The organism is Planosporangium spinosum (assembly GCF_049999945.1).
Classification (GTDB): domain Bacteria; phylum Actinomycetota; class Actinomycetes; order Mycobacteriales; family Micromonosporaceae; genus Planosporangium; species Planosporangium spinosum.
The window spans coordinates 335,849-350,505 of the sequence record NZ_JBLYUB010000003.1; the positions used below are offsets into that span (position 1 = coordinate 335,849).

At 73.0% G+C, this 14,657-nt stretch carries 14 protein-coding genes; 6 read left to right on the forward strand and 8 right to left on the reverse strand.

From position 1 onward, the window contains the following. The first annotated feature begins 4 nt into the window (after positions 1 to 4). Positions 5 to 427 carry an SHOCT-like domain-containing protein gene (locus tag ACNTMW_RS06445; protein ID WP_426632456.1) on the forward strand — a complete coding sequence of 141 codons (423 nt, stop codon included), beginning with the start codon at positions 5 to 7 and terminating at the stop codon, positions 425 to 427. 211 nt (positions 428 to 638) lie between these two features. Here ACNTMW_RS06445 and ACNTMW_RS06450 read toward each other — a convergent pair whose 3' ends face one another. The 6 genes from ACNTMW_RS06450 to ACNTMW_RS06475 all read right to left on the reverse strand — a co-directional run bounded on the left by ACNTMW_RS06450 (position 639) and on the right by ACNTMW_RS06475 (position 8,991). After that, entirely contained in the window at positions 639 to 1,499 is an 861-nt protein-coding gene (locus ACNTMW_RS06450) for a TPM domain-containing protein (RefSeq protein ID WP_426632457.1), read from the reverse strand. A gap of 41 nt (positions 1,500 to 1,540) precedes the next feature. Beyond that, entirely contained in the window at positions 1,541 to 2,704 is a 1,164-nt protein-coding gene (locus ACNTMW_RS06455; protein WP_426632458.1) for a type III PLP-dependent enzyme, read from the reverse strand. Continuing rightward, positions 2,698 to 4,479, reverse strand: coding sequence for an IucA/IucC family C-terminal-domain containing protein (locus tag ACNTMW_RS06460; RefSeq protein WP_426632459.1), 1,782 nt, complete (start codon positions 4,477 to 4,479; stop codon positions 2,698 to 2,700). The genes ACNTMW_RS06455 and ACNTMW_RS06460 overlap by 7 nt, the downstream gene beginning before the upstream one ends. After that, positions 4,476 to 6,218 (reverse strand): IucA/IucC family protein, encoded by a 1,743-nt coding sequence (locus ACNTMW_RS06465; protein ID WP_426632460.1) that lies wholly within the window; start codon positions 6,216 to 6,218, stop codon positions 4,476 to 4,478. The genes ACNTMW_RS06460 and ACNTMW_RS06465 overlap by 4 nt, the downstream gene beginning before the upstream one ends. Before the next feature lie 859 nt (positions 6,219 to 7,077). After that, on the reverse strand, positions 7,078 to 7,494 hold the full coding sequence (locus ACNTMW_RS06470; protein ID WP_426632461.1) for a VOC family protein: 417 nt from the start codon (positions 7,492 to 7,494) through the stop codon (positions 7,078 to 7,080). Positions 7,495 to 7,674: 180 nt separating this feature from the next. Continuing rightward, positions 7,675 to 8,991 (reverse strand): MFS transporter, encoded by a 1,317-nt coding sequence (locus tag ACNTMW_RS06475; protein WP_426632462.1) that lies wholly within the window; start codon positions 8,989 to 8,991, stop codon positions 7,675 to 7,677. A gap of 115 nt (positions 8,992 to 9,106) precedes the next feature. On the opposite strand from ACNTMW_RS06475, the gene ACNTMW_RS06480 reads away from it, so the two are divergent. Then, on the forward strand, positions 9,107 to 9,697 hold the full coding sequence (locus ACNTMW_RS06480; protein ID WP_426632519.1) for a GNAT family N-acetyltransferase: 591 nt from the start codon (positions 9,107 to 9,109) through the stop codon (positions 9,695 to 9,697). Between the two features lie 129 nt (positions 9,698 to 9,826). On the opposite strand, the gene ACNTMW_RS06485 is transcribed toward ACNTMW_RS06480, so the two are convergent. Beyond that, positions 9,827 to 10,282, reverse strand: coding sequence for an RrF2 family transcriptional regulator (locus tag ACNTMW_RS06485; protein WP_426632463.1), 456 nt, complete (start codon positions 10,280 to 10,282; stop codon positions 9,827 to 9,829). 85 nt (positions 10,283 to 10,367) lie between these two features. On the opposite strand from ACNTMW_RS06485, the gene ACNTMW_RS06490 reads away from it, so the two are divergent. Further along, positions 10,368 to 11,150 (forward strand): endonuclease/exonuclease/phosphatase family protein, encoded by a 783-nt coding sequence (locus tag ACNTMW_RS06490; RefSeq protein WP_426632464.1) that lies wholly within the window; start codon positions 10,368 to 10,370, stop codon positions 11,148 to 11,150. Here the strand turns inward: ACNTMW_RS06490 and ACNTMW_RS06495 are convergent. Continuing rightward, positions 11,110 to 11,613, reverse strand: coding sequence for a MarR family winged helix-turn-helix transcriptional regulator (locus ACNTMW_RS06495; RefSeq protein ID WP_426632465.1), 504 nt, complete (start codon positions 11,611 to 11,613; stop codon positions 11,110 to 11,112). The two genes, ACNTMW_RS06490 and ACNTMW_RS06495, sit on opposite strands and share 41 nt — an antisense overlap. Positions 11,614 to 11,697: 84 nt before the next feature. Between ACNTMW_RS06495 and ACNTMW_RS06500 the strand changes: the two genes are divergently transcribed. From ACNTMW_RS06500 to ACNTMW_RS06510, 3 genes are all read left to right on the forward strand, one after another. After that, positions 11,698 to 12,210 carry a VOC family protein gene (locus ACNTMW_RS06500; protein WP_426632466.1) on the forward strand — a complete coding sequence of 171 codons (513 nt, stop codon included), beginning with the start codon at positions 11,698 to 11,700 and terminating at the stop codon, positions 12,208 to 12,210. An 84-nt stretch (positions 12,211 to 12,294) separates the two neighbouring features. Next, on the forward strand, positions 12,295 to 12,774 hold the full coding sequence (locus ACNTMW_RS06505; protein WP_426632468.1) for a DUF6098 family protein: 480 nt from the start codon (positions 12,295 to 12,297) through the stop codon (positions 12,772 to 12,774). A 127-nt stretch (positions 12,775 to 12,901) separates the two neighbouring features. After that, positions 12,902 to 14,215 carry an NRAMP family divalent metal transporter gene (locus ACNTMW_RS06510; protein ID WP_426632469.1) on the forward strand — a complete coding sequence of 438 codons (1,314 nt, stop codon included), beginning with the start codon at positions 12,902 to 12,904 and terminating at the stop codon, positions 14,213 to 14,215. Positions 14,216 to 14,657 lie beyond the last annotated feature (442 nt).

A 14,657-nucleotide genomic window follows, 5' to 3' on the forward strand; every position in this document is an offset into this window, starting at 1 on the left:
TCCGATGAGCGAACAGCGCAGGGACATCCTCGACATGCTGGCCGAGGGCAAGATCACCGCAGAGGAGGCGGAGCAGCTCATCGCCGCGCTCGAACGGGACCAGCCGCCGGCGGCGTCGAGCCTCGACGCCCGGCCGAAGGGCAAGGCGAAGTACCTGCGGGTGGTGGTGGACGCCGTTGAGAACGGAGAGCCGGGGCGGGTCAACGTGCGGGTGCCGCTGCAGCTGCTGCGGGCCGGCGTGCGGCTGGTGGCCCTGATCCCGCCGCAGGCACTGGGGCAGGCCAACGCCGAACTGAACAAGTCGGGTGTGCCGTTCGACCTGACGCAGCTCAAGCCCGAACAGCTCGAGGCGCTCGTGGAGCACCTCGACGAGATGACCGTGGAGGTCGACCAGCCCGATGCCAAAGTGCGTGTCTTCTGCGAGTAGGCGCCGTCCAGTCGGACGGACCCCCGGGAGGGTGCTGGAACACCCTCCCGAGGCCGCGCCCGCTGCAGCAGAGCACGGTTGAACTGCCCGGCCTGCTGCACCGGTAGCGTCGGCGCGCGCGTCCATCGGCGTGTTCCGCCGCGCCTTCGGGTACACCCCCGGTGCGCACCGGCGGTGGACGGGGCGCCGTCGCGGACGGCCGCCGTCCGGCTCACCAACTGCCCGACGACCCGCCGCCGTCCGAGCCACCCCCGCCGAACCCGCCGTCCGACCCGCCGCCGAACCAGGTCGGGGTACCACCGTCCGATCCGGCGACGGGCCCGTACGCCGACGCCGTACCCGTGCCCGCGCCCCGCCCGCGACGACGGTCCCAGCGGGCTACCGCGACGAAGAAGACGACGAGCACCGCGGCCGACACGGCCAGGAACACCCAGACCGGCGGTGACCCGTCGGCGTCGCCGGAATCCGGTACGGCCGCCGACGGTGCACCGGGGACGTCGTCCGGAGCGACGCCGGTCGCGTCGGTGGGCGGTGCCGCCGAGGCGAGGCCGGCCAGCCCGACCAGCTCCGTGCCGGGTGGCACCGGGTGGCCGATCCGCCGGCGGATCTCGTCCAGCCCGGCGAGGATGCCGGCGGCGTACGCGCCCCGGCCGAACGCGGGCGTGATCGTCGCGGCGATGATCTCGTTCGCCTGGCCGTCGCTGAGCCGGTCGGCCATGCCCCGGCCGGTGGCGATCCGCAGCCGGTGGTCGTCGACCGCGACGACGAGCAGCACGCCGTCGTCGCGGCCCCGCTGGCCGACGCCCCAGGCGTTGAACAGGCCGGTCGCCCAGGTCTCGATGGTGGCGTCCCCGGTCGTGGGGACCACCGCAACCGCGATCTGGTCGCCGGCACGGCTCTCGTCGGCACGTAGCACCTCGGTGATCCGGTCGCACAGTTGCCGGCCCAGGACGCCGGTGGTGTCGACGCACCGGCCATCGGGAGCCGGATACGCCGGTGCCGCCACGGCGGGTCCGGCGGTACCGAACACCATCAACGTCGCGGCCGCCGCCGCGACCAGTCCCCGTCGCATACCGCCACTGTGGACACCGCTGTCAACCGGCCGCCGGCCGTTCAGCCGCCGACGACCACCATGTGTGGGTACGGATGCCGCAGGAAGTCGTGGTGCGAGATGTCCCAGCCGTACCCGCCCGCGTTGCCGAACACCAGCAGGTCACCGACGCGCAACCGGTCCACCGGCAGGTCACGGGCGAGCACGTCGCGGGGGGTGCACAGCTCGCCGACCACGTCCACGGCCCGGCCGGCCACCTCGGGCCGGTCGAACGGGTACGGCCACTCCTCGACGGGGACGACCGCGGCGGGATGGCTGTAGCCCCAGGCGGCGGGCAGCCGGAAGTGGTGGGTGCCGCCGCGCAGCACGGCGAACCAGCGGCCGTGGGTGCGCTTGAGGTCGATCACCTCGGCGGCGTACCAGCCGGCGGCGGCGACCAGGAAGCGGCCGGGTTCGAACACGAGCGTCACCCCGGCGGGCACGGTCACGGCCGCGAGGCCGGCGCGCAGCGCGTCGAGGTCGAAGCGCCGGTCGCCGGTGTAGTCGACGCCGAACCCGCCGCCGACGTTGACGTACGTCAGGTCCACGCCGAACCGGCGGGCCGCGCGCGTCGACCAGTCGAGCGCGTCGGCGACGTACGCCGCGTGCGCGGCCGCGTCGAGGTTGTTGGACACGGCGTGCAGGTGGAACCCGACCAGCCGCAGCGCCGGCAGGGCCTTCGTGAGCGCGACCGCCTCGCCCAGTGCCGCCTCGTCGATGCCGAACGGGGTCGGCACGCCGGTCATCCGGTGGCTGCCGGCCGGCCCGGCACCGGCCCGGTTGACCCGCAACGCGATCCGCACCGGCGTACCGCCGGCGACCGCCGCCAGGCGGCTCAGTTCCAGCAGGCTCTCGACGTGCACGAGCGTGCCGCTGGCGACGGCCGCCGCCAGTTCGGCGTCGGTCTTGGCCGGGCCGCCGAAAGCGATCGTGGACGCACCGGCCGTCACCGCCAGGTCCAGTTCGCCGCCGGAGGCGACCTCCAGGCCGTCGACGGCCGGCAGCAGGGCCGCCACGACGTCGGGGTGGCCGTTGGCCTTGACCGCGTACAGCAGCCGCGCGCCCGCCGGCAGTGCGGCGCGGACCGCGGTGGTGGTACGGGCCAGCACGCCGGTGTCGTAGACGTAGGCGCAGACCGGGCGCGGCAGTGCGGCCAGTGCCCCGGTGACGGTCGCCGGGATCAGCACAGCGGGTTCCGGACCGGCACGTACACGTCGCCGCCGCCGCGTAGCCGCATCCGTACCAGTGCCTTGTGCGGCACCAGCGGCGCGGTGAGGAACCGGTGGTCGTCGGCGGCGGCGGCGCCGACCACCGGGTCGCCGCGCAGTTCGTCGTACACCTCGTCGACGGTCTCGCGCACCGACCGCCACGCCGCGTTCTCATCCAGGCCGTGCGAGCGGGTCAGCTGGACCACCAGCTCGCCGAGGTGCGCCTGCAGCGCGGTGTAGGCGAGCTTGGCGCGCATGACGTCGGCGTCGTCGGTGCCGATGACCGAGCCGGGCCACAGCTCCACCCGGTGGCCGCTGGCGGCCAGCCGGGGACGGTGCAGCCGGAGGCCCGCGAAGTCCCGCAGGACGAGGCGGCGCGGAGTGCCGTCCTGGAAGACCAGCACACAGTTCTGCAGGTGCGCCTCGAGCGCGATGCCGTGCCGGGTGGCCAGGCGCAGCAGCGGGGGCAGCAGCAGCCGGGCGTACGCGGCGACGAAGCGCGCCGCGGCGTCCGGCCGGGACCCGATGCGCCGGCCGGCGGCGTACCGGTCGACCAGCTCGGCGACCACGGTCGACCCGGTCACCGGCGACGTGGCGTACAGGGCGCCGCCGGGGACCGCGACCATACCGCCGCCCGCGTCGCCGCCAGCGGGCCCGCCCTCGAGCCGTCCGTCCAGGCCCCGGCGCACGATCGCTGCCAGGTCGCGCTGCTGCCGGCCGACCAGCCCGGCGGCGCCGGCCTCCTCGTCGAGCAGCAGGATCTGCGGCTCGACGGTCAGCAGCCGGTGCAGCAGCGCGGACAGGGCCGGCCCGTTACGGGTACTGGCCACCGAGATGGTCCGCCGGGTCGAGGTGACCTGGATGTCCAGCGACAGTTTGAGGTACCGGCGTGGCCGGCCGGGCCGCGCGTCGAGCAGCAGCGTGCGCAGCGCCGCCGTCGGGCTGCCGGTGAGGGTCAGCCCGTCCATCGGCACCAGCGCGCCGTCGGCGACCAGGTCGGCGTAGCGGCCGCGGACCACCCGGTCGAGCTGCCAGGCGTGTACCGGCTGCACGGCGAACCCCGGCCGGTACGCCGGCACGCCGAGCAGCTCACCGACGTCGTCGCCGGTGTGCAGGTCGCGGCGGACCGCGACGAACCCGACGGTGGTCGACGGCGCCTCCAGGTCGTGGGCGAGCGCGTCGGTGACGCTCCAGCCCAGCCGGGTACGCCCGCAGGGGTGCAGATTGTGCCCCTCGGTGGCGAGCCGCTCGAAGAACACGGTCTGGTCGTCGCCGGCCAGCCGGCTGGCCAGCGCGACGCTGTCCCGCGCGGCGGCACCGCCGACCCCGATCTCGGCACCCCCGGCACTGCCCGCACCCGCGGCGCCGAACGAGGGGCGCCGCGCATAGGCGAGGGCGAGGTGTACGGCGGCGTCGGCCAGTTCGACGGCCAGGTCGCCGCCGCCGCGCGGGTGTCCGCGCATGCGTGCGGGCAGGTCGGCCAGTACCCGGGCCGGGTCGCGGACCAGTCGGGCCTCGATCCGGTCGAACGCGTGCCGGGTGACTCCGTCGGCGAGCCCGGCCAGCCGGTCGGGATCGCGCAACCCGGCGAGGTCCTCCCGGTACGCGGCGCCGACCAGCCGGGCCGCGACGGTGTGCACCGCGCGCGGGAGCGCGTCGGTGAACCCGGCGTACAGGTCGGGGGCGGCGACGGCCAGTTGGTCGCGCGCCGACGCGACGGCGACCTCCAGGGCGGTCTCGGCGATCGTGGTCATCGGGCCTCGAGCGGATTGTCGTGGAGCGTCCAGCGGTCGGTGAGCGGGTCGTCGGCCAGCCGCATCGCGGTGGTCGCCTTCAGCGGCCAGGGTCCGGTGCGCAGCGCCAGGCCGTCGGCGCGGGCGGCGTCGGGCAGCGCGGCGTAGGCCCCGGCGAGGGCGGTGTCGGCGGCGCGCCACAGCCGCGCGGGCGGCAGGTCGTACTCGCGGGCCAGCACCGCGACCAGTTCGCTGACGACCCCTCCCAGCAGCGCCGCGGCGAGCTTGGTCCGCAGGACGTCCGGGTCGTCGCTGACGAGGTCGCCGCGCAGCGGCGGGGCCGCCACGCCGGCCGCCGCCAGCCGTCGCGGGCTGACCCGCACTCCGCCGAGGTCGCGGTAGAACAGGCCGACCGGCCGGCCCCGGCGCAGCACCACGCACATGTTCTGACCGTGCGCCTCGAGGGCGACGCCCAGGTGCAGCAGGGTGGTCGTCGCCGGGAACAGCAGGTGGACGAGGTCGGCGAACAGGTCGACCGGCCGGTCGGGGTAGCCCAGCGTGACGGCCTCGCACACCAGCGGCCGCCCGTCGGCGGGGGAGCGGGCCGTGAGCGCCGCCAGGGGGACGACCACGTCGCCGCCGGTAGGGCGGGGTGCCCGCCGCCGCACCATGGCCAGGCTGCGGCTGGGCGCGCCGTCGACGACGACCGCGCCGGCGGCGACCTCCGTCAACAGGTCCAACCCGCGGGTACCGGCGACGAGCCGGCCCAGCAGCGCCGACAGCACCGGTCCATTGTGGAGGGCGGCGTCGGAGACGGTCCGTACGGCACTGGTCATCTGCACGTCCACGGCGGTCTTGACGTGCCAGGCCGGGTCGCCGACGGGCGCGAGGGTCCGCAGGGACATGAGCGGTCGCGCCGGTACGGTCTCGGCCGAGACGACCAGGCCGGGATGGCCTGGCAGCACGTGGTCGCGCTGCCAGGGGTGCATCAGCAGCCGGGGCGGCAGCCCTGTGCCGGTGCTGACCCAGCGGTCGGCCGGCACCTCGACGACGGCCAGCTCGACCACCGGCCGGTGCTCCGGGGCGTAGGCGAGGACGTCGGCGGTGGACAGTCCGCGCCGGGTGCGGCAGCAGGGGTGCAACGGATGCCCGTCGACGACGAGCTGTTCGGCCAGCGCGGTCGCGGCCTGCGGTGTCATGCGGGCCAGCCGCTCGAGCATCGGTGGACCGCCATCGAGTACCGGTTGCGCCGCGCGGGCGAGCGCCAGGTTGGCGACCGACTCGTCGAGTTCGGCGCACAACCGGTCGGCGTGGCCGGGCAGGCCGAGCGCGGCGAGGAGCGGGGTCGGGTGGTCGTACGGTGTGCCGTCGAGGGTCAGGGCCAGGCCAGCGGGCGCGACGGCGAACGGACGTGCGGCGTCGCCCGCGCCGCGCAGGCGACGGCCGCCCGTGAGGGTGACGGTGAGGTCGCCACCGTCACGGGTCACGCCGGTGACGCCGGCGATCGGCTCCCGGGTGAGTGCTCCCCACAGCCGCGACAGGATGGCCGCCCGTGCGCCGGGGAGTGCGTCCGCGTACGCGCGGCGTAGGTCCGATCCGAGAGCCGCCGCGGTGGTGCCCTCCGCCGGGGTGGGATCGGTCGGCGTGCGTTGCGGGACCGGGATGGGACCGGTGGGGGTGCGGTTCCCGGCCCGGGTGCTGCGCGCGGTCGGAGTGGTGCGCTCGGCCGGGGTGGCGCCGGCGCTGCCTCGATGCGTCACCCATACCCCCTGTCGACCGCGACTGTCTCTCAGGCTATCCGGTGACTACCGCCCGCCAACGGCGCAGGTCGGTCATAACCGACAGCCCCGCGCCCGCCACGAAGCTAGCTTCCTAGGATGCCGTACGCGCGGTGCAGACCGCCACCCGGTAGGGGACGCGGTGGCCCGTACCGCGCCTGATGTCATCGACCGGTACGACCGTCCAGCGCCTCCGGCCGGTGCGGTTGTCCAATGTCTCCGTCCGCGGTCGCCGGGCGGAATCCGCACCGTTACCCGGATGTCGTCACCGGCCGGTGTTACCGCCGGTCGAACCAGTCGCGTGCGGCTGCCGCGTCACCCGCACCGAGCGCGACCATCAGCGCGGTGCGGGCCTTGGTCGCGCTGATGGTCACGGGCGCCGATCGCGCCGACGCGGGCGCGCCGGGCGATACCAAGCATCCTAGGATGCTTTAGCCGACGTGGCTCCCGCCACGCCATATACGGGGGCGACCGGAATACGGTAGAAACCCGCGGGCGCCGAGCCGGCCACCGCGCTGGTTGAGTAGCAGCGCCGGGTTGCCGTCGGCTCCTGTCCGGACGGGCGTTCGTGGTTGATCCATAGGGCGAGGTCGGGGCGTAGCTGTGGGGTGGACGGGGATCTCGCGGTAGCCGCCGCCTTGCCCAGCCGCACGACGAGGCATGGACGTCGGCGTAGCGCGGCGGCAGCGGCGCGGGTTGGCGTCCCTGGCGCCGGGGCGTGGCGAGTGGCTCCGATTTATCTGAAGTGATGTCCGGCGTCAGCGGACCGCCCTGGAACGCTTTATCTGACGTCACGCCGGGATTCTGCTTCAGATAAATCGGATTCTCTGAAGCTAGGAGATCAAGCCACGCAGAACTCGTTGCCTTCGGGGTCGCGCATGGTTACCCCGTAATGATCCATGCCTGGCTGTGCCAGTACGCGGACCACGGTTGCGCCGAGCCCGGTCAACCGCTGCACCTCGGTGTCGACCTGCTCCCGACGCGTCTCTAGGGCTACCGTTCGATCAGCGATCTTGATGTCCAGATGCAGCCGGTTCTTGACAGCCTTGGTCTCGGGGACCGGCTGGAACCAGATCCGTGGTCCGACACCGTCTGGGTCGACGATGGAGTCCACGTCATCGTCGGCCATCTCGTCCAAATCGTCCTCAGGCACCCCGAGAGGGCGGTAGTACGCCTTCCACCGTGCCCGCGCAGGTCGTATCCCCTCACCTAGCATCCTAGGAAGCCTGAAGAGGCGTGGCTCACGCCACGCGCCCATTCGCCGCTACGCGGCGGGGCGCCTCGTCCCGGTCCGGGGGAGTGTGTCGTGGCACATGGCGCGCCGCCCGGCGCCGCTCGTCATCGGACATCACGCGGCAGCCGACGGGATCCGCGCGCGTAATCCGTTGGTCGTGCACGCGATCCGCTGGTCGCGTGGGTGTGCGTGCGCCTCGGCGGGTCAGTGGTTTCGTCGGCCGGCCGTGTCGTGCCGCAGTTCGGGCGTCGCCCATGCGATCGCTGCCACGGTCACCGTGGTCAGCAGGCCACCGACGCAGATCACCGTTCGGGGGCCGTGCGTCGCTGCGGCGGCCCCGTGCAGCAGGTTCGCGATCTGCGGGCCGCCGATGAGCACGACGGTGAGCGATCCCTGGATCCGGCCGCGCATGGCGTCGTCGGTATGTGCCTGTGCGATGGCGTTGCGGAAGGTGCTCAGCAGGAAGTTCGCCGCCCCGCCGAGGGTGAGCGCCACCAGTGCGATCCACAGGTGCGCGGCCAGCCCGAGGACCACGACGGTGACGCCCCACGTGGCTGCGGCTGTGGCCATGAGGGCGCCGTGGCGTCGAGTGCGGGTGAACGTGCCCGACATCAGGCCGGCTGCGAGGACGCCGGCCGGGTAGGCGGCGTAGAGGAGTCCCAGTTGCGGGCCGCCTCCGGCGGGCCCGCCGTAGGTGTGTCGGGCCAGCTCCGGAAACAGGGCCACCGGCATGCCGAAGACCATCGCCGCGAGGTCCACCGCGATCACCGCGACCAGCAGCCGGCTGGCCGCCAGGTACCGGAACCCGGCCAGTGCCTGGCGGATCGTGGGGCGGCGTCGACGCGCGTGCGGCTGCGGGTCGTCCGACGGGCTGGTCGGGCCGGCGTGGGGTGGCAGCGGCGGCAGTGTGACGACGGCCCGCACGACGGCGAGTAGCGCGACGGCGTCGAGCAGGTACAGCGTGCCGAGCCCGACGAGTGGGATCAGGATTCCGGCCAGTACCGGCCCGAGGATCGATCCTGCGTAGCGGACCAGTGAGTTGAGACTGTTCGCCGCTGGTAGCAGCTCGGTCGGGACGAGGCGGGGTACGGCGGCGCCCATCGTTGTCATGATCGTTCCGAGGGTGAGTGCCTGGCAGGCCACCAGGGCCAGCAGGACCGGGACCGAGTGGCCGCCGAGGGCTGCGTGGGCCCACAGTGCCGTGTAGGTCGTCGCCAGTCCGCAGTGGGCGGTCAGCAGGATCGCCCGCCGGTCGATGAGGTCGGCGAGGGCGCCGCTGTACAGGGCCGCCAGCACGAGCGCGATGAACGCCACCGCGGCCGAGGCGCCGATGGTCGCCGACGATCCGGTCAGGGTGAACAACTGGGCCGGTACCGCGACCGCGCTGAACGAGCCGCCTACCGCGCAGACCACCGAGGCGGTCCACAGTCGCCGGTACGCCGCGATGGCCAGCGGGCGGCGGTCGACCGGGTAGGCGCCCAGCGATCGGGCCGTCCGTGTGCTCGTCGGGTGGATCCGCACTGTTCCTCCTCGTCCGGGTCGCCGTGGTCGGCGCGGACGAGGGTGTGGCTTGCCCCTGGGTGAAGGTCAACATGGCGGCGGCGGTCGCCGGATAATGCTCCCTGTGTCGCAGGTGATGTTGTGGACGGACCGGATCCGGCTGGTGCCGTTGGCCGAGGAGCATCTGGAGTACGAGGTCCAGCTCGACTCGGACCCGGAGGTCATGCGCTTTCTGGGTGGCGGTCGGGCGCGTACCCGGCAGGAGGTGGAGGATCTGCATCGTCGCCGCCTGGCGGTCGCGGGCCGGGTGGCGGGGCTGGGCTTCTGGGTCGGTTTCGTCGGCGGGGAGTTCGTCGGATGGTGGATTCTGGAGCCGCCGGAGCGCGCCGGCCAGGGGCCGGTCGAGGGGCAGGCAGAGCTCGGGTACCGGCTGCTGCGTGCGTCCTGGCGTCAGGGTCTGGCCAGCGAGGGAGCCCGGGAGTTGATCCGGCACGGGTTCGACGATCTCGGGTTGACCCGGATCTTCGCCGAGACGATGGCGGTCAACGCCGCTTCCCGCGCGACGATGGCCGCGGTGGGGATGCGGTATGTCCGTACGTTCCATCTGGACTGGGAGGAACCGATCGCCGGGAGTGAGTTGGGTGAGGTCGAGTATGAGATCACCCGGCGGCAGTGGTTGGCTCGCGGTGAGGCCGGCGGACCCGGCCCGTCGCGATTCGGCGGCTAGACCTGCCGGCCGTGTGGGTGGCGGGGCGCGCCAGGTGGCATACGGACCATCGGTTCGGTGAACTGCGGGAGATCGTTACCGCGGTGCGCGGCGGCGTCCGCCCCGGTTGAGTCGGCGGCATCGTTCGCGTCAGCGCGGTTGCCAGGCTTCCGGGGCGGCGGTGAGGCGTCGTACGTGTGCCGGGAGTCGGCCGCGGACCAGGTCGGCGAGGCTGACCTCGTCGAGGACGTTGCGGACGGCCGCGCGAACGGCGACCCACACCTGTTGGAGGTGGGCGGCGGTGCCTTCATAGGCGGTGTCTTCGGGGCGCAGTCCCCGTACGGCGGCGAGTGGGCCGTCGACGGCGCGGAGTACCTGCCCGACGCTGATCTCGGCGGGTGGGCGGGTGAGGACGTAGCCGCCGTCGACGCCACGCAGTCCGCGGACGAGGTCGGCGCGGCGCAGGTCGGCCAGGATCGCTTCGAGGAATTTACGGGGCAGGGCCTGTTCGTCGGCGATGCTCTGGGCGGACACCGTGGCCGGGTAGGTGGCGGCGAGGCCGAGGGCGGCCCGGACGGCGTAGTCGCCGCGCGCGGAGACCTGCATGGGCTCATCATGCCAAGTCGGTCGCGGTGTGGGCGGACGGGTCGGTGTGTGCGCTGGGGCGTGGGGCGCCATATCGTTACGTTTCGTGCGGCTGGTGACGTTCAACCTGATGCACGGGCGGTCGTTGCAGGATGGCCGGGTCGATCCGGCGCGGTTGACCGCGGCGGTGGCCGGGCTGGACGCGGATGTGCTCGGCATGCAGGAGGTGGATCGGGATCAGCCGCGCAGCGGAGGTGCCGATCTGGCGGCGTTGGCGGCGGCGGCGTTGGGTGACCGGGCCGCTCACCGGTTCGTGCCGACGGTGATCGGTACGCCGGGGGAACGGTTCCGTACGGTGACGGCGTCGGACGCGGGGGTGGGCGAGCCGCACTACGGGGTTGCGTTGGCGACGCGGTGGCCGGTGCGGGAGTGGCGGGTGGCGCGGTTGCCGGCGGCGCGGATGCGGGCGCCGGTGTACGTGCCGGGCCCGTCGGGCGGCGGGATGATCCTGCTCGATGACGAGCCACGGGTGCTGTTGGCGGCGGTGGTGGACGGGCCGTGGGGCGCGATGACGGTGGCGACGACGCATCTGTCGTTCATTCCGGGGTGGAACGTGCGGCAGTTGCGGCAGGCGATCCGGGTGTTGCGGACGTTGCCGGCGCCTCGGCTGCTGTTGGGTGATCTGAACATTCCGGGACGGGTGGCCGGGGTGGTGTCGGGATGGCGGATGCTGGCTCACCGGCCGACGTATCCGTCTCCGACGCCGCGGGTGCAGTTCGACCATGTGCTGCTTGATCCGCGTGGTGCGGCCGGGTTGCCGCCGCCGCGGGAGGCGCGGACGCCACCGGTCACGGTGTCGGATCACCGTCCGCTGGTGGTGGAGTGGTGAGGATGCCGTCGTCGTCGAGCGGACGCATGATCGCTTCGCTGATGCGGCGGAGCTGGTGTACCTGTTCGGGGGTGAGCGCGTCGAACAGGTGGGCGCGTACGCCGGCGACGTGTCCGGGTGCGGCGGCGGTGAGGGCGGCGAGGCCGTCGGCGGTGAGTTCGGCGATCTGGCCGCGTTTGTCGGTGGCGCAGTCACGGCGGGTGACCCAGCCGCGTTCTTCGAGCCGGGCGACGGCGTGCGACAGGCGGCTGCGGGACGAGCGGGTGCGCCGGGCGAGTTCGCTCATGCGCAGGCTGTGTCCGGGGGGCTCGGACAGCCAGACGAGAATCTCGTAGTAGGCGTGGGGCATGCCGGCGTCGCGTTGCAGTTCCCGGTCGAGCTGGTCGAGCAGGAGTTGGCTGGCGCCGAGGAAGGCGCGCCAGGTGCGCTGCTCGTCGTCGTCGAGCCAGCGGGGTTGGGCCATGTGCGTCACTGTACCGTCCGGGCGTCGGGCGTTTGAACGTTCAACAAGCTGTTACGGTCGGTGGTAACCGCGAGGAGGCTTTCGATGCCGGTCACCCGTCTCAACCATGCCGTGCTGTACGTCGGTGACCTCGCCCGTAGTGTCGCGTTCTACCAGGACGTTCTGGGGTTCCGGGCGGTGATGTCGCTGCCGGGGGCGGTGTTCCTGCAGGCCGCCGGTTCCACCAACGACCACGATCTCGGTCTGTTCGAGGCCGCTGGGGTGGGTGCGTCGCAGGCGGGGCGGGCCACGGTCGGGCTGTACCACCTGGCGTGGGAGGTGGACACCCTCGGGGAGCTGGAACGCCTGGCCGGGCAGTTGGCGGCGGCCGGTGCGCTGGTCGGGGCGTCCGACCACGGGACGACCAAGAGCCTGTACGCCAAGGATCCCGACGGGTTGGAGTTCGAGGTGGTGTGGGTGATCCCGGCCGATCTGCTCGACGACGAGGCCCTGCGGGCGGGGCCGCGGTTCGGCCCGTTGGACATCGGTCGGGAGAAGTCCCGCTACGGGGCGCAGACCCGCGGTGGGGTGGGTGTGTCGGCGCCGGAGGCCGAGTAGTCGCGACGCACGGCGCATCGCCAACCCGCGATGCGTAAAGCCGCCATATGCATGAAATGTCCCGTAAGCGGGCATCGGGCGTGGGTGACCCGTAGCGACCGTGACCTGGCCATGCCCACCATCGAGGACCTCGACGGCCTGGCGTTTCTCGTGGAGTCCGCCGCCCCCGGCGACGACCTGTACATCAGGTGGTCCACGGGGCCCGACGTCGACCTCGACGCCCGCGGCGACGGCGACCGGAGCAGCCGGGACGCCCTGACCGGCGTCGCCCTGCCCGGTCTGTCGGCGAACCCGCTGCGGGTGGAGCCGTGGTGGGGCGACCGGTCGGTGCGGGTGTGGGTGGCCCGGCGCCTGTACGACTACCGGCATCTACGCGACCTGCGCGGCCCCGGGGTGCGGCCCTGGGTGATGGTCGCCGAGCAGTGCGGGCGCGGCCCGGACAACGAACCGCTGGTGACCCGGGTACGGCCGATGGCCTGGATCTCCGACCGGGCGCTGGCCGAGTGCGAGGCCCTGATCGAGGACCTCGGCTCGACCGAGTGGGGGCCACTCGACCGGCGCTGACCGGGTAGGTGTTACCGGCCCGTGGCGCCGGGGCGCGCGTTTGGGATTGGTGACACGTGTCGTAGCTGCTCCTGATCGTCCTGCGTGCCGGGTTTGCGCTGGTGTGGGCGAGGTACCTAGACAGCGGATGAGCAATTTCCGCCAGCTGACCGGTGTGGGCCGGGTGAGCGTCGCACGGACGGCGGACTCCACCGGTCACGAGACTTCCCGGCGGATGCCGCGGCGCCGGGATTACCTCGGAGCGGTCGGCCCGGGGGTGGTCGCTGGCGCGGCCGACACCGACCCGACCACGGTGGCCACCCTCGTCGTGGTCGGCGCGACTACGGTGTACGGGTTGGCGTGGCTGACGCTGCTGCTGCTGCCGATGCTGGCCGTGGTACAGACCCTCGCGACCCGGGTCGGGCTGGTCAGCGGCCGGGATCTGCAGAAGGCGGTCACCGACGCCTACGGCCGGCGGTGGGGCGTGCTGCTGTTGGTGTCGATCCTGACGGTCAACGTGGTGACTATCGCTGCCGACCTGGAGGCCGGCGCGGCGGCGATCGGCATCGCGACCGGCGACCGGTGGACCTGGTTTGTGGCACCCCTGGCGCTGCTGCTGCTCGGGCTGCTGATCATCGGCAGGTACGACGAGGTGCAGCGGGTGCTCAAGTACGTGCTGTTGTGCCTGTTCGCCTACGGCGTCGCCGCGGTGCTGGCCCACCCGCACTGGGCGGCGGTGGCGCGTGGCTGCCTGCTGCCGCAACTGGGGTTCTCCGCCGACTACCTGGCCGGGGCGTTGGCGTTGCTGGGTACGACGCTGACCACGTACATGTACGTGTGGCAGACCGTCGAGCAGGTCGAAGACCGGCCCGGCCGGCGCTGGCTGGGGGTCCGGGAGTTCGACGCGGTCATGGGTACGGTGTTGGCGGTGGTGGTGTTCTGGTTCATTCTGGTCGCCAGCGGCGCCACCCTCGGCGTCCACCACCTCAACGTCGACACCGCCGCGCAGGCCGCCCAGGCGTTGCGGCCGGTGGCGGGTCGGTTCGCCAGCCTGCTGTTCGCTGTTGGCCTGCTGGCCTCCGCGGTGGTCGCCCTTCCGGTGATCATGGCCTCGACCGCGTACGCCACCGGCTCGGCGTTCAACTGGCGACGCGGTCTGTCCCAGCCGGTGCGTGACGCGCCGGGCTTCTACGCCGTCCTGGCTGCCGGCGCGGTGCTCGGCACGGTGCTCGCGCTGGCCGGGGTCAGGCCGATCCGGCTGCTGTTTGTCGCCAGCATCATCGCCGGTGTGGCCACCCCGATCGGCCTGGTCATGCTCGTGCTCGTCGCCGGTAACTCGCGGCTGATGCGCGGGCAGCCCGCCGGCCGGCCGCTGCGGACCACCGCCTGGATGATCACTGGTGCGGTCACCGTGGTCTCGGTCGTCTACCTCGCCCAGCAGTTGCACCTGCTGGGCAGCTAGTAACCGGCGCTGGCCGCCGGCAGTTCGTGTGTGGTGGTGAGGAACGCGACGTTACGCGGCTACGGGCATGGTGCGTCGACGGCGCGGGGCGAACCGCTCGGTTTTGATCTGCTGGCCACGCTCGGCGGCCTGCGCGGTCCCGGCTGCTTCCTGCTCCGGATCCCGCAGCCGCACGGTTCGCGCGGCCTCCGCGCCGCCGATCTGCAGTGTTCAAGGGTGCCGACGACCGTCGACCGTTGACGGATGGTGATCGTTGCGGCGAGGACGGCGAGGACCGTGTCGCAAGCGGTGAACGTAGCGGAGCAGCTGGCCGACGTACCCAGCGCGGACGACGACCGCGAGCACGACCGCGGCAAGGACGGCGAGGTAGATCAGCCCGTGCCAGGCTGGCCCGCACCCGTGCGTGCACGGCACGCCATAGGCGACCGGCGGCAGGGCCGTC